Raw genomic sequence first — 15671 nt, 5'->3', positions numbered from 1 at the left:
TTTTATCCCTCCAACTTTTTATTCGCAATAACAGCCTGACCTAAGGAAATCCCTCCATCATTGCAGGGAACTTTACTATTAGAAAAGGCTTCAAACCCTGAAGCAGTAAGCTTAGCCAGTAGTTTTTTTAATAAATACCTGTTTTGGAAACTTCCACCGCTTAATACTACTTTATTTATACCAAATTCCTTTCTCAACTCCAATGCCAAATAGTGTGTAAACTCTACAATAGAATTATGAAATTTTGTCGCAATTATTTTTCTGTCAATTCCCTTTTTATAATCTTCATAGAGTTGGTGCAATATTACTTCTGGATTTATTATATATTCCCTATCTCGATAAACTTCAAAATCATAAAAATCATCATTCTCAACTATTAAGCTTTCTAATTCCATTGCACCCTGTCCTTCAAAAAGTACTTGGTCTCTCAGGCCAAGTAAAGAAGCTGCCGCATCAAAAAACCTTCCCATACTAGACACATAAGGTGTATTAATCTTTCTCTCAATTTGCTTTAAAATTATATCAATCTCTTTAGAATCAAATTTTTCTACAAAATCTTTATAAAAATTTATATCCTTTGAAATAAACCCCAAAGCTGTTCTGTATATCTTTTTTATTGCCAGTTCACCGCCGGGAAGCGGTTTATATTCTAAATGCCCTACTCTTAAAAAATCCTTTAAATCGCATATCAAAAATTCGGCACCCCATATGTTGCCGTCTGTGCCATATCCAGTCCCATCATAAGCTATTCCTATAACTTTTTCCTCAAGATTGTACTCAGCCATACAGCTGACAATATGGGCATGATGGTGTTGGACCTCAACTCGGGGCAAGTCACATGACAAGGCGTACTGAGTAGAAAGATAACCTTTATGCATGTCATGAGCTATTACCTCAGGATTTACTCTAAAAAGCCTCTTATACCTTTCTATTTGCTCTTTATAATATTCAAAAGCTTGTTCATTATCCAAATCTCCAATGTGGTGGCTTATAAAAGCATAATGTCCGTGAGTTATGCAAAAAGTGTTTTTGTAAAAGCCACCAACTGCCAGTACATTTACTTTGGCATCTTTTTTCAATAAAATTGGCTGAGGAGCATATCCCCTCGCCCTTCTTATAATCCTCTCAGCACCTCCATTAAAAGAAGTAACTGAATCATCTATTCTATTGACTATGTCTCTATTATTTAAAAGAAAAGCATCAGCTATATCCTTTAATTTTTCTAAAGCCTCTTCATTGTCTTTGCAAATAGGCTCTTCACTAACATTTCCACTTGTCATCACAATAGGAAAATCAATTTGATCCATTAAAAGATAATGAATTGGAGCGTATGGAAGCATTACTCCTAAAGTATCTAAGCCATCAGCAACGCCTTTCGCAAGTTTTTCTCCTTTTTTCTTCAAAAGCACAATCGGCCTTCTCTGGCTTAGAAGAAGCTTTTTTTCTTCATCACTTACAAAACAATACTTTTCTACTTGATTTATGTCTTTCATCATAACAGCAAAAGGCTTTCCATATCTTTTTTTTCGGCTTCTCAAAGTAAAAACAGCCTCATCACTTAAGGCATTTACTGCTAAATGAAAGCCTCCGATTCCCTTAATAGCTACAATTTTACCTCTTTTGAGAGCATCAGCAACACACTTTATTTCATCCTCTTCGCAATTTCCTCCTACAAATTCCAGTTTGGGTCCACAGTCAAAACAAGCAACTGGCTGTGCATGAAATCTTCTGTCATGAGGGTCGTTGTACTCTTTTTCACATTTTTCACACATAGGAAATACCTTCATAGAAGTCTTAGGCCTGTCATAGGGAATATCCTCTATTATAGAAAATCTAGGGCCACAATTAGTACAATTTATAAAAGGATATTTGTACCTCCTGTCATTTGGGTCATTCATTTCTCTCAAGCAGTCCTCGCAAACTCCCATGTCAGGAGATACAGGTACAAATCCATCATTTTCTTGACTGGATATAATTTTGAAATCCTCATAATTCTTAATTTCTAAATCTTTCACTTTTATTTCATCTATGACGGCAAGTGGAGGAGGATTATCTTTCAGTTCCTTTATAAAACTATTTATATCCCCCTCTTGCCCCTCCACTTCTATATAAACTCCCGAAGAGGTATTATAGACTATACCCCTTAAATTGTATTTTTGTGCAGTTGTAAATACAAAAGGGCGAAAACCTACGCCCTGTACAATACCAAATATATCTATTTGTTTTGCCTGAATTTTTGATACTCTTCTTCTAACCATTTTGCAAACTCACCAAATCCTTCTCCAGTCCTTGCAGAAACTTCAAAAATTGGTGCATCCGGATTTAAAGCCCTTATCCCATCATAGAAGAATTTCTTATCAAATTCAAAATAAGGAAGCATGTCAATTTTATTCAAAACTACAGCTTTCGCTTTAGTAAAAAGTGCTGGATATTTATAAGGTTTATCATCACCTTCTGGAACGTTAGCCATTGCCAATTTGAAGTCTTCGCCTAATTCAAATTCTGACGGACATATAAGGTTACCCACATTCTCAATAAACACTATGCCATTGTCAAAAGATAAACTCTGAAGCGCTCTGTTTACTGAGCCAGCATTTAAATGACAAGAGCCTCCTGTATTTATTTGAACGACAGGAATTTTTTCTCCGCCATCTTTTTAGCGTCAATGTCTGAAGTGACATCTCCTTCAATAACACCACAAGGTACTTTGAGATGTTCTATTGCTCTTAAGATAAAGCTGGTTTTCCCTGCTCCTGGTGAACCTATTATGTTCACCATCAAAATATTTCGCTCATCTTTTATAGCTTTGTTCTCACTGGCAACATTGTTGTTTGCCTCGAGAACATCTCTAATAATTACAATTTCCTCCATACTACTCCACCTCTATACTTTCTATATAAAATTCTTTTCCCTTGTCCACTAATACCCCTGTTGCACCGCATACAGGGCAATTAAAAGTAAAATTTGTACGTTCAAAAATATTGCCACACTGTCTGCATTTAAATTGTGCCTTTATCATTTTAAATACTAATTCAGCTCCCTCTGCCACTGTGTTTTCAGAAAGTACATCAAAGTAAAACCGTATGCTTTCACTTTCAAGTCCTGTAAGCTCTCCTATCACAACAGTGACTTTTGTAACTTTTTTTACATTTCTTTTTTGTGCTTCTTCTAGCAAGATGTCTACCAAACTTTGAGTTACAGATAATTCATGCACTTTTATGCCCCTTCCTTTTTATCCTTATTAGGAGGGTTTTGTACCTCTTTTTTCTGCACTATTTCATACTTTTCATTAGAAATAGGTCTATATTCTTTTGCCATAGTCAAAGACTTTGTAGGACAACTTTCAACACATACACCACAAATTATGCACTCAAAGGGTTGAAAAGCCCACGTACCCTCTTTTCTGTTAACCTGTATGCAATTGGAAGGACAAACTCTTTGGCATATACCACATAAAATGCATTTGTCTATATCATTCTTTATATGTCCTCTTGCTTTTTCAAAGGGCTCTCGCTTTTCAAAAGGGTACTTCCTTGTAACAGGTTTGTGGGTAAGATTGCTGACAACATTTTTGAGCATATCTAACACCTATACCACCTACCTTTCAGTACAACTTATACAAGGGTCAATAGTTAACACTAACACTGGCACATCTGCAAGAGTACTGCCTGGCAGCATGTGCAAAAGGGATGCCAAATTCGCAAAGGTAGGAGTTCTTATTCTAAGTCTATCTAAGTTCTTGCCTCCACTAGATTTAATGTAATAAAACACCTCTCCTCTTGGCTGTTCTACCCTTGTTATAACTTCTCCAGCAGGTAGATTTGGTTTTACTTTTACATTTATTTCACCTTCTGGCATTTTATTTAGAGCCTGTCTCACAAGGTCTATGGACTGGAACATCTCTCTAACTCTAACAATCGTCCTCGCATAGGTATCTCCGTCAGTCTCTACAACTGGCTCAAAGTCTAAATTTCCATAAGCTGCATATCCTGTCGTTCTCATATCTATAGGAACACCACTTCCTCGTAATGTAGGCCCTACTGCTCCAAACATATAAGCATCTTCTTTAGAAAGTACACCAATTCCTACTGTCCTTTGCTTAATTGTATAATTGTTTTTTACTATTTTTTCTAATTCCTTTAACCCTTCTTCAACTTCCTTAAGTTCATTTAAGAGCCATTTTGCTTGTTCAGTGTCTATATCTCTTCTCACACCACCAACGATGTTTACAGAGATAATAACCCTGTTCCCTGCAGTAGCCTCAAGTATATCCATAATTTTCTCTCTTATTCTCCAAGACAACATAAAGAGATTTTCAAAGCCAAAAGCATCTGCTAAAAGACCAAACCAAAGTAAATGGCTGTGGATTCTGTGAAGTTCAGCCCAAACAACTCTCAAATATTTTGCTCTCTCTGGTACATCAATGCCAATCAATTCTTCTACTGCTTGGCAGTACGCCTGACCATGCATTGCACTGCAAATACCGCAAATATGATCAACAACATAGACCATTTGATTAAAATCTTTTTTCTGAACTAACATTTCAAGTCCTCTGTGAACAAATCCAAAAGAAGGATATGCTTCTACCACTTTTTCATCTTCAACAACAAGTTTTAGATGTATAGGTTCTGGCAAAACTGGGTGTTGTGGCCCAAACGGTATAGTACTTTTGTCACTCATTCTTATCACCTTTATCCCTTCTCATAATTTCTATACTCGCTTGCGGAGATATAGGAGCGTATTCTCCTAAAAATAATAATCCTTCAAAATCTATAGCCAAGTTTTTAAACTTGACGCCAAACAACTCTTGTATCTCATTTTCTACTAAAAGTGCAGCAAAGTATATTTTTGAAATGCTAGGCACTTCTTCTGCAGGATTTACATATACGTGGAAATTCTCCAATTCATCTCTTTCAAAAGTATAAATTATTTTGAATTTACCATCTTCTTCAAGGCATGTTTCTGTAACAAATCTATAACCATTGTCATAATAGTATTTTGCTTCTTTTTCAATCTCATCAACTTTTACTTCTCTACTGTTAATCATTTTAACACCTCTTCAGCTTTTCCCATTTTCTCATATTTTTCTTTTAAAATTTCCGCAGCTTTATACAATCCATCTATTATTGCCTCCGGTTTTGCAGGACAGCCTGGCACATAGACATCTACGGGAATCACCTTATCAATACCGCCTAGCACATTATAAGCCTCTCTGAAAATGCCTCCTGTAGCAGCACAAACTCCAACAGCTACTACCACTTTAGGTTCAGGCATTTGGTCATATATATTTTTCAAGACCTCTTTATTTTTGTGGTTCACAGTGCCTGTAACTACTAAAATATCCGCATGTTTTGGATTTCCTACATTTACCATTCCAAACCTCTCCATGTCATAGAGAGGAGTCATACAAGCTAAGATTTCAATATCACAACCATTACAACTGCTGCAGTTGTAATGCAAAACCCACGGTGACTTTTTAAAAGATTTTTCTACAAATTCTTTTAAACCCATACCAATCATCTCCTAAAATATATATAAGCTATATTCACAATTGTAAATAGAATACTTATACTCCAGCTAAAAGCTAACATCCATTTTACTGTCATTCTTGCTGTTATATTATCTATGACTATATCCACAAAGAATGTCGCCAAAGCAATAAGAGCACCTATTACAAGATTTTGAGACCATAATATAGCAATCATAGCTAATATCAAAACCAACTCATACCAATCAGCAATATGAATCAAAGCAAGGTAAGGACCTGAATAGTCCGTCAAAATGCCTCGTACCAACTCTTGATGAGCGTGTTCTGAAGCTGATAAGTCAAAAGGTGATTTCTTTAACTTGATTGTCAAAACCAAGCCCAAAAGTATAAACATCAAAGGCAAATCTAAAAGCAATTTGCCATGGGTCATTATTTGAGCTAAATTAAAGCTTCCGGTCACATTGTAGACTGCTATAGCAAAAAATATCAACATCGGTTCATATGCTAACATCTGCATAAGCTCTCTTTGAGCCCCAACTTGGCTGTAAGGAGATTTTGTTGAAAGAGCTCCCGCTATATAGAACACAAGTCCTACAGACATTATAAACAAAATCATCAAAAGGTCTGCTTTTATAGCAAAAAGCCCCACAGAAAGAATCGCTGATAAAAGATACATATAGGCAGAAAACACTTGAAAGTCATTTACTAATAGTCTTTGCTTGTATAAAAGTTTTATTACATCGTAAAAAGGCTGCCAGATGGGAGGCCCATATCTTCCTTGTATAAATGCTGTTAGTTTTCTGTCAATCCCTGATAAAAAACCGCCGATTAAAGGAGCTAAAATCACTGCAACAACAAATATCCCAATTTCTTTTATCATAGGATAGCACCTCCCAGAATCACAGCAATTAAAGCAACAGAAATATAATTAAAATATTTTGTCAATATCCCTTCAGTTGCAAAAGTCGTGAGATAGTAATTTTTTACATCATACCCATCCTCTTCTACATAAGTAAGTCCTGCTGTATAAGGAGTAGTTTTTACAGCAACTCGTGTAGATTTTCTTATGGAAATTAGTGATAACACTATCGCTATACCAATTGTTATGAAAATAGGATAAATGGTAAATCCTCCGTTTGAAGTATATAAATAGCCTTTAACAGCTTTGAGAGCCACATCCATTTTCATATTCAATATTTGAGGCATTACTAACATATTATATAAAGTTGAAATTGCAAAACTTAATACAATAGCTATTGCTGTTAAGCTGTAGAGAGAAATACCAATTGTGGTATTCATATGCTCCTCTGAGCGCTTACTAAAATACGTTCCCGATAAAAGATTTCCTATCCATCTGGTGTAATAAAGTACTGTCAAAGCACTTCCTATCGCTAATATGACAGAGATCCATATTTGATTAGCTGCTACTTCTATTATAAGCCATTTAGATACAAGCATTCCAAAGGGTGCTGCCATAAGAGTTAAAATTCCTATAAAAGTTATTGCCGCTGTTACAGGCATCCTATTTACCAAACCCTTCATATCTTCAATATCTCTACTTCCAATATGTTGCTCTATCGTTCCAACGCACAAGAACAACAAAGCTTTAGACACTGCATGGAATATCAAAAGCAATATAGCTGCAGCAATAGCACTTGAAGTATTAATTCCAATGCTTGCTATCATAAGCCCTAAATTTGATACAGTAGAATATGCCAGTATCCTCTTGGCATTGCTTTGACTTATAGCAAGGAAAGCTGTAGCTAGAAAAGTAAACGCACCGTATATCGCTATAAAGTCGCTTAACAATGTACTCCTAAAAAGCGGTGAAAATCTCAATAAAACGTATATACCTGCTTTAACCATTGTACTGGAGTGCAAAAGCGCAGAAACCGGCGTGGGAGCCACCATTGCCCCAAGAAGCCAACTCTGGAAGGGCAGTTGCGCAGATTTTGTAAAAGCTGCAAATGCTATAAAGAACATTGGCAAAAGTATATACGCAGTATCTTTTATGCTTAATACATCAACTAAAGATATAGTGTTGTAGTTAGTGTAAATAAATATTATCCCCAGTAAAAGTGCAAAACCACCCATCATGTTAATCCATAAAGCTCTTGCTGCATTTCTAATAGCTTCTTCTGTTTGGTCATGGCTTATCAGCATGAAGGAACTTAATGTAGTTACTTCCCAGAAGAAATACATCCACATCAAATTATTAGAAAATACTACTCCATTCATTGCCCCTAGGAATATAAGTATAATAGCAAAAAATCTCGGCTGTCTTGTAGGTGATACATGTTTCTCTTCTTCATGATGGTCCATGTATCCAAAGGCATAAAGAGCTATTAGAGAACCAACAATTGATATAATCAAGTTCATTATAATAGACAGTTCATCTACTAAAAACATTGCAACTTCGTGTTCCTTTAACATAAAAAACTCAAAGTATATTAAAGGAACAAGTTGTAATACTGCAAAAAAAGTCGCTCTCCATTCTTTAATTTTAAAAGAAATATAAAGAACATAAAGCAAAAGAGCAAAGTCCCCTATCTTGATGGCCACATCCATACCATTGTAATAAGCCGGGGAATTAAAAATATCAGGTACTTTTAAGGTCGCCAACATAATTAAAGATAGTAAAACGATTACACCTAAAGATGCAGCAATAAAAGCCTTTCTAATAGAAGATTGCCTCAAAAAAAGAACAATAATACCCGCTATAATAGGAAATATAATGCTTAGCAGTAATAAATTTGACTGCATAAAAACACCTCTCTTAAAAATTTAACTAACTGCAACTTACATATTGTATACAGAATCCTAATTAATTGATAAACCTTCTACAATGATTATACGGTTTCATGTGTATAAAGTCAATAACAATAGATAATATTTATCATGAAATAATGATAATTTTTTCTGTTATTATTTTAACAAATTAGGCTTCTTCCTTTCTTAACTGTCTTTTAAATCTCCACTTATTAGAATTCATAATACTCTTATTTTTTTCTTATAATTCGTTTTATTTTTATCATATAAAAGAAGCGCCTTTTATCAGACGCTTCTTTTATACAAATCAAGCTATAGCAACTTCCTTTTCACCTATCAGTTCTCTTAGTTTCTCTCCTGATATAGTTTCTTCTTTTCTTAAAATATCTGCAATCGCTTTTAATACTTCCAGTTTTTCCTCTAAAATTTCTTTTACTTTTCCTTCTTGGACCTGAATAATTTTATTTACTTCCTCATTGACCTTTTCCTTAGGAACATCTTCTTTACTTACTATCCCTAAATCGGACAATCCAGTGTATACCATCTTCTTTGCAATATCAACCGCCTGTTCAAAGTCATTAGCAGAACCAGTACTTCTATTGCCCAAAACCAAAAGCTCAGCTACTGTACCACCTAAAGCCACCATTATATCTTTTTCCAACTGTTCTTTTGTATAAATGAGCATGTCTTCTTTGTCTGTCTGCCTCACAAATCCAAGTGCTTTACCTCTTGGTACAATTGTCACAGTCGCAACAGAACCTGGATTTACTGTTTCGCTTATTATAGCATGTCCCGATTCATGAACAGAAACTCTAAATATTTCTTCTTCTGTAGGTTTTCTATCACTTTTTTCTCCCAATATAACTTTATCTACAGCCTCTTTAAAATGCTTTTGTAAAATAACTTCTGAATTATCTCGCATAGCAAGAATTGCTGCCTCATTGCAAAGGCTCTCTAAATGAGCTCCAGAAAAACCAAAAGTATCTTCAGCTATTTCTTCAAGATTAACATCTTCCCCCAAAGGCTTATTCTTTGTATGAATTTTTAAAATCTGCAGCCTTCCACTTTTATCAGGCAAGTCCACAACTACTTGCCTGTCAAATCTGCCAGGTCGCAAAAGAGCAGGATCTAATAAATCTGGCCTGTTTGTTGCAGCAATTACTAAAATATTTATTTCTCCATCGCTTTTAATCCCATCCATTTCCACTAGCAATTGATTAAGGGTTTGGTCGTATTCATGATGGCTTTCATTAGTTCCTCTTTTAGCACCTAATATGTCAATTTCATCAATAAATATTATTGCACTGTTTTTGCCTTCTTTTCTAGCAAGATTTTTTGCTGTTTCAAAAAGATTTCTAACTCTTTGAGCACCTACTCCTGCATACATTTCTATAAATTCACTACCTGAAGTAGCTATAAAGCTGGAATTTGTATATTTTGCAGCTGCTTTAGCTAATAAAGTCTTACCAGTTCCAGGAGGTCCTGTCAGTAATATGCCCTTGATAGGCCGTATACCCATTTTAGATATTTTCTCCCTATTTATTACAAAATCCAAGGCTTCTTTTAACTCAGAAATAGCAGTATTTTGTCCTCCAATATCTTCAAAGGATATTTCCGATTCGGGTTTTATAATATTTTTGCTCCCTGGTATTAACCCTTTATTTTCCATAATATAATTAAAAAGCAAAAAAGCACCTGCCAGAAAGAGTAAAGGAGTAACATTTATACTTAGAAAAGCTGCAAATATTCCAAAAGCAATAACTACCCCTAATAAAATTTCTTTAACCATTTAGCTTTCCCCCTTGTAAGCCTCACGCGGTATTATTTTATATAAATAATGAGAACCATCTCTTAAATCTAAATAGATGTTTTGCTTATCAATATATACATAAGATATTACATTATTTTTACTTGAAATCTCTTTTATTGTATCATACATCTTCATATAATCGCCTTTTTGTATGCCTTCGTAAATTGAAAACTGAGAGTTATAATAAACATTATTTAACTTCTCATTAGGATTGTCAATAAGTAAAATATTTATTTTAACAGGATATTTATTTACCTTATTTTCTATTTCTTTATAAGTTTCCATCAAATTTTCTACTTTTCCTAATTTAACCTTTATAATATATTCATTGGTATCAGTTGAAATTGTTACCGTTTTAACAAATTTAACCGTACTTACATCTCTTGAAATCTTATCGGGCAGAATTTTATTTTGATACAATTGAAAGCTGGCAAATAAAAATCCAAAAACTACCACAAAAGTTATCAAAACAATCTGCCATTTTATCCCCTTGAGCAAAACTCTCACTCCTTGTCTATGATATACTGTATTATATCATAGAATATATATCGAGTACAATATTAAAAATTTTGTTTTTCTATTTAGAAGGAATATAATTAAATTATACTTTAAATTAAATTATACTTTAAAGAAGGAGGCAAATTCGTATGAGAATAGCTGCTACAATAACAAAAGAAGGCTATATTGAAAAACTTCCCGACGGGCCATATATAATTATTTTTGATACACAAAAAGAAAATACTGAAAAGTACGATAATCCGGGATACTTTCTAAAAGAAGGAAGAAGAAGTGCTATTGTAGATTTTCTCCTTGACCAAAAAACCGATGTAGTAATAACTGTGCCTGAAGCTTTTTGCAGTCTTTCTTATGGAAAGGCAAAGCAAAAAGGGCTAAAATTTATACGTCTTGAGAAAAGTTTGCCTTATGAAGAAGTTATACAAAACCTCTCAAAATATGTTGAAAATTTAACTGATACAATTCCTGAAGATGAACTTGCCAAATAAAAAAGCCTCACAAAGAGGCTTCAGTTTGTCGACAAAGTTATTTTCTTTGAAGGAGGCATTTTGCATTGTTCGCTCCAGAGTTACAAAGCGACTAAACATAAGCTTCCCCTCGGACTCCGGCAGGGTTCCGGGCACATTCGGAATCCATGCCTTAAGGTGCCCGCCTCCGCCCTCCTTGGCTTCGGCCCTGCCTCCGTTCCTCGGTCTCGCTAAGTTTAGTTGCCGCTTTGTAACAAGTCGCTTAGCCTATGCAAAATGCCTCCTTTATAAAAAGTTTTGTCTACAGTCTGGCGCCTTACAAAGAGGCTTTTTATTTGATAGGCCTTACTTTCTCCACAACTTTTTCCGCCAGTTCAATATAGGGCAATCCCTCTGGTCCATCATCAAGAGCAGGTGGTATACCTACATCGCTTAATTCTCTGACTTTAACCGTCATTGGAATCTTTACAAGTATTTCCGTTCCTAAATCTTGCGCCAATTTTTCTGTTTCTCCTTCGCCAAAAATATTATACCTTTGATGGCAGTTAGGGCATTCAAAATATGACATGTTTTCCACAATACCTATAACTTCTAAATTAACTTTTTTAGCCATATAGCCAATTCTTCCCGCTACGTGAGATGCTGAAGCTTGTGGAGTTGTCACAAGCACAAATTTTGACTCAGGCAATTTTTGCATCACTGTAAGAGGTATATCTCCTGTTCCTGGAGGTAGATCCAATACTAAATAATCTAATTCTCCCCAATATACATCATTGAAAAACTGATCAAGAACTCCTGACAAAAGTGGACCTCTCCATATTAAAGGTGTATCTTCGTCAGTAAAATTACCCATTGAAATCACTTTTATCCCGAATCTTTCTAATGGCAAAATAGTATGCTCATCCAATGCGTAAGGTCTTTCATCCACAATCCCCAAAAGCCTTGGAACACTAAATCCCAACACATCCGCATCCAAAAGCCCTACTTTAAAGCCTAATCTGGCAAGAGCTACAGCTAAATTAACTGCAACAGTGGACTTGCCTACTCCACCTTTCCCACTACCTACTACTATTACTCTCGTATTTTCAAATATAGGTTTTCTGCCACCGCTAAGCTTTCTTGCTAAATTTTGTCTTTCTTCTTCTGTCATGCTACCTAAATTTACTATTACTTCTGAAACTCCTTCAAGTTTGGATACTTCCTCGATAGCATCTTTTTTAATAGTATCTTGAAGAGGGCAACCTTTCACAGTAAGGTTTATGTCAATTGTAACTTTATCCCCTTCAATTTGAATATTTCTCACCATATCAAGGTCAACTATACTTCTTCCTATTTCTGGGTCATATACCTTTCTTAGAGCGTTTAATACTTGTTCTTGTGTAAGCAACTCTATACCTCCCATTGGTATTTTTTTGTTGACATTTATATTATAATATATAATCATTATTAATAGAATACCCTCAAAAAAATTAACCCATTCGAATAATATAATGGGGTGGTTAAGTTGGATATAAACGACAGAGTATACGCAGCTAAAAAAGACCCCTCCGAGAGAGAAAAATTAATTGAGGAATATACCCCCTTTATCATAAAGCAATTGTCTTTATTTACAAACAAATACATAGATGAAAAAAATAGTGATGAATTAAGCATAGGACTCATAGCTTTTAACGAAGCCATAGACAGCTTTGATGATACAAAAGGCTCATTCTTAAGCTTTTCAAGTTTGCTTATTAAAAGGCGACTTATAGATTTTTTACGGCAAAATCAGCAAAATACTATTCCTTTAGAACTATATGTAGAAAAAAGCACTGATTATGAAGCGGAAAATAGAAAACTAGAAATGATTTCTTTTGTAAACTTGCTAAGTCTTTACAACATAACTTTAGATGATTTAGTCAAACAATCTCCCAAGCACGCAGACACAAGAAAAATAGCTACAAAAATTGCTTATACAATTTTTGAAAATAGGGGCTTACTGGAATATTTAAAAAGCAAAAAGAATCTTCCTATAAAAGATTTAGTAAATATTTTAAAAGTAAGCCGCAAGACTATAGAAAAACACAGAAAATACATAATAGCGCTAGTAATAATCATTTCTGAAGACTTGCCTCTTTTAAAACAATACATAAGCCCCGAAAGTGAGGTGTCAAAAATATGAAGGCCGTTGTAGTTCAAAAAGAAAAAATAAAACTTATGTAATGACTGAAAAAGGGGAATTTAAGTGTTTGAAAAATTTGCAAAATGTAGATATAGGTGAAACTATCGAACTTAATGAAAACTTTTTAGCTTTAAGGCATACTGCTAAAATTTTAATAGCTGCTTCTCTTCTTCTCGCATTAATATTTACTATTATTAATTTTAAATCACCAGAAGTTTACGCCTATGTGTATATAGATATAAATCCAAGTATTGAAGTTTTAATAGATAAAAACGCCAAAATAATAAGTGCCAATCCTTTAAATGAAGATGGAAAAAAAATCTTAAAAAATCTCTCTTATAAAGGCCTTGACATTACAACGTTTATAAATCAAACAGTAAAAGAATCACAAAAACTTGGTTTTTTGAAAGAAGAAGATACCATAGTAATAACTACCGTTAACATAAAAAATTCACATGTTATAAATGAAGATATACAAAAAGCCATCAATGACATAAAAAAAACAAATGCTAAAATTCAAATAGAAACTTTGAAATCCAATGAAGTACAAAGAGAAGAGGCTAAAAAAGAAAAAACATCACCTGGCAGGCTTATCCTCTGGGAAAAAGCTAAAAATGAAGGAATAAACATACCAAAAGATAAATTAAATAGTCCCGAATTTTTTAAAGAACTAAAACAAGCTTATACAAAAATAAAAGAAAAACAGGATGAAAAAAAGATGAATACTACCTCTCAAGATTCTAAAGATAAAGATATTCCTAAAGTTAAAATTACCACTGATAAACCTGCTAAAATAAATACAAAAGACCTTTATAAAGAAGAACCTACTCAAACTATAAAAAATGTAAAAAAAGAAGAAGCAAAAAATCAAAACAAATCAACTAAAAAAGATGAGAATATTGATAATAAACCTACACAGAAAGATAGCGGAGCCACAGAAAATACAGAATCAAAAAAAAGCAACACCAATAATGTTTTTGATCAAAAAGAAGAAAATAAAGTAAAAACCAATTCTGATAATAAAGAATTGAATAATTCTGATAAAAGTCTTGATAAAAGCTTTGATAAAAATCCTTACAAAAATGTAAAAGAAATTGAAAACTACGCCCAAAAAGATGACAAAAATAGCGAAAAATATAATGAAAAAATGAGGGAGGTGAAAGATTAAATGCTAAAAAAATCTCGTTTTTTTATTTCAGTAGTTTTAATCTTTTTACTATTGTTTTCCACGACAGCATATGCAAAACCGCAGCCAAAATACTCTTTTGACGACATTCAACAATTCACATGGGCAGTAAAAGCAATTGAAAAAATGTATGCAAAAGGTTTTATAAAAGGAGTTGGAGATAAAAAATTTAACCCTTCAAAGCCTGTCACTCACTTAGAGGCATTAGTAATGATTTTACGGGCGATGGGTTATGAAGAACAAGCTAATAAAATAACTGAGCTACCTAAAGAGTACAAAGGCCCAAAACTTAGTTGGGGAAAAGGCTTTATTACGCTGGCATACCAAAAGGGCATATTAACTTATGACGAGTTAAAAAGGTTTAATCCAAATGAAAAGGCAAAAAGATACGAAATAGCAAAATATTTAGTTCGCGCTTTAGGCTTGGAAAACCAAGCTCAGCAAAATATGAATAAAGTTTTGAACTACAAAGACTGGGATAAGATCCCTAAAGATGCTATAGGTTATATGTACGTAGCTGTAGAAAAGAACCTCATCAAAGGAGATGGAGAAAAGCTCAAGCCAAACGATCCAGTCAGAAGAGTAGAAATGGCTGTTTTATTGGAAAGGCTTGACGAAAAGGTACAAAATAACCTCAATGGCCGTGATGTCGTTGCTACTGTTTATGCTATAGATAACAATACTATAACTGTAAAAGTCAATGGTGGACTAAAGACTTTCAATATATTAAAAAATGTGCCAGTTTACAACGAAAATGAGTATGTCGGAATAGATTATCTAAAGCCCGGCTATCAAATAAGATTAATATTAGATTTCAAAAATAATATAATATTTGTGGAAGTGTTAAACAATAAAAGTGAGGAAGTGATTCCTATAGAACTTAAAGATGTTAAAAATCCTCCTGAAAAAGTATCATCAGCTGTGGAAGCTATTAAAAATAAGCCTGCTGTTAAACTAGTAGAAGAAAATGGAATATATTATGTAATCGCAACTCGCGGTATGATGCGAACAGGTGGATATATCGTAAATATACAAAAGGCTCAAATAATAAAAACGTCAAAAGATACCATATTAGAAGTTGAAGTAAAATATATAGACCCTTCTCCCGATGCAATTGTGACACAAGCTATAACTTATCCATATGACATAAAAAGTTTTACTTACGATGGTAAAATTACACAAATAAGTGTTAAAACAGATAAAAATATAAATGTTTCTGTTGATATTGATTTAGCCTCAGATGTTAAGTAAAATCCCTCATTGGAGGGATTTTA

Annotated in this window: 15 protein-coding genes and 1 pseudogene; 4 read left to right on the top strand and 12 right to left on the bottom strand. The window is 33.9% G+C overall.

Going from position 1 to position 15671, the window contains the following annotated elements; translation table 11 throughout:
• Nucleotides 1-2: 2 nt before the first annotated feature.
• From hypF to THEWI_RS00695, 11 genes and pseudogenes are all read right to left on the bottom strand, one after another.
• The gene (gene hypF, locus THEWI_RS00745) at nt 3-2258 is read right to left on the bottom strand and encodes a carbamoyltransferase HypF (RefSeq protein ID WP_014062057.1); all 2256 of its coding nucleotides are present in this window, start codon (nt 2256-2258) and stop codon (nt 3-5) included.
• Nucleotides 2216-2871: pseudogene (hypB, locus tag THEWI_RS00740) on the bottom strand (hydrogenase nickel incorporation protein HypB). Before hypB ends, hypF begins: the two are co-directional and overlap by 43 nt.
• Nucleotide 2872: 1 nt before the next feature.
• On the bottom strand, nt 2873-3214 hold the full coding sequence (gene hypA, locus THEWI_RS00735; protein WP_004399985.1) for a hydrogenase maturation nickel metallochaperone HypA: 342 nt from the start codon (nt 3212-3214) through the stop codon (nt 2873-2875).
• A gap of 2 nt (nt 3215-3216) precedes the next feature.
• Complete coding sequence (locus THEWI_RS00730; protein WP_014062055.1) at nt 3217-3588, bottom strand: 4Fe-4S binding protein; 372 nt, start codon at nt 3586-3588, stop codon at nt 3217-3219.
• Nucleotides 3589-3597: 9 nt separating this feature from the next.
• Nucleotides 3598-4680, bottom strand: a complete 1083-nt coding sequence (locus THEWI_RS00725; RefSeq protein ID WP_041589281.1) for a hydrogenase large subunit — start codon at nt 4678-4680, stop codon at nt 3598-3600.
• Nucleotides 4673-5047, bottom strand: a complete 375-nt coding sequence (locus THEWI_RS00720) for an NADH-quinone oxidoreductase subunit C (protein ID WP_014062053.1) — start codon at nt 5045-5047, stop codon at nt 4673-4675. Before THEWI_RS00720 ends, THEWI_RS00725 begins: the two co-directional genes overlap by 8 nt.
• The gene (locus THEWI_RS00715; protein WP_004399989.1) at nt 5044-5511 is read right to left on the bottom strand and encodes an NADH-quinone oxidoreductase subunit B family protein; all 468 of its coding nucleotides are present in this window, start codon (nt 5509-5511) and stop codon (nt 5044-5046) included. The genes THEWI_RS00720 and THEWI_RS00715 overlap by 4 nt, the downstream gene beginning before the upstream one ends.
• Nucleotides 5512-5516: 5 nt before the next feature.
• Nucleotides 5517-6368, bottom strand: a complete 852-nt coding sequence (locus THEWI_RS00710) for a respiratory chain complex I subunit 1 family protein (RefSeq protein WP_014062052.1) — start codon at nt 6366-6368, stop codon at nt 5517-5519.
• Complete coding sequence (locus THEWI_RS00705; protein WP_014062051.1) at nt 6365-8251, bottom strand: NADH-quinone oxidoreductase subunit 5 family protein; 1887 nt, start codon at nt 8249-8251, stop codon at nt 6365-6367. Before THEWI_RS00705 ends, THEWI_RS00710 begins: the two co-directional genes overlap by 4 nt.
• Before the next feature lie 313 nt (nt 8252-8564).
• Nucleotides 8565-10046 carry an AAA family ATPase gene (locus tag THEWI_RS00700; RefSeq protein WP_014062050.1) on the bottom strand — a complete coding sequence of 494 codons (1482 nt, stop codon included), beginning with the start codon at nt 10044-10046 and terminating at the stop codon, nt 8565-8567.
• Entirely contained in the window at nt 10047-10565 is a 519-nt protein-coding gene (locus THEWI_RS00695) for a hypothetical protein (protein ID WP_014062049.1), read from the bottom strand.
• Nucleotides 10566-10714: 149 nt separating this feature from the next.
• Between THEWI_RS00695 and THEWI_RS00690 the strand changes: the two genes are divergently transcribed.
• Nucleotides 10715-11071 carry a NifB/NifX family molybdenum-iron cluster-binding protein gene (locus THEWI_RS00690; RefSeq protein ID WP_014062048.1) on the top strand — a complete coding sequence of 119 codons (357 nt, stop codon included), beginning with the start codon at nt 10715-10717 and terminating at the stop codon, nt 11069-11071.
• A 310-nt stretch (nt 11072-11381) separates the two neighbouring features.
• Here the strand turns inward: THEWI_RS00690 and THEWI_RS00685 are convergent, their stop codons facing one another.
• Nucleotides 11382-12494, bottom strand: coding sequence for an Mrp/NBP35 family ATP-binding protein (locus THEWI_RS00685; RefSeq protein ID WP_014062047.1), 1113 nt, complete (start codon nt 12492-12494; stop codon nt 11382-11384).
• 60 nt (nt 12495-12554) lie between these two features.
• Here THEWI_RS00685 and sigI point away from each other — a divergent pair, with 60 nt between their 5' ends.
• The 3 genes from sigI to THEWI_RS00670 are packed head-to-tail and all read left to right on the top strand — an operon-like array spanning nt 12555 to nt 15648.
• The gene (gene sigI / locus THEWI_RS00680; protein ID WP_014062046.1) at nt 12555-13211 is read left to right on the top strand and encodes an RNA polymerase sigma factor SigI; all 657 of its coding nucleotides are present in this window, start codon (nt 12555-12557) and stop codon (nt 13209-13211) included.
• Nucleotides 13212-13251: 40 nt separating this feature from the next.
• A complete protein-coding gene (locus THEWI_RS00675; protein ID WP_014062045.1) occupies nt 13252-14379 on the top strand; it encodes an anti-sigma-I factor RsgI family protein in 1128 nt (375 codons plus the stop codon).
• Entirely contained in the window at nt 14380-15648 is a 1269-nt protein-coding gene (locus tag THEWI_RS00670) for an S-layer homology domain-containing protein (RefSeq protein WP_003868930.1), read from the top strand.
• Nucleotides 15649-15671: the final 23 nt, after the last annotated feature.

Source organism: Thermoanaerobacter wiegelii Rt8.B1 (genome assembly GCF_000147695.2).
In the GTDB taxonomy this organism is placed as follows: Bacteria; Bacillota; Thermoanaerobacteria; order Thermoanaerobacterales; family Thermoanaerobacteraceae; genus Thermoanaerobacter; species Thermoanaerobacter ethanolicus.
This window is presented reverse-complemented; position numbering and strand designations above follow the sequence as displayed.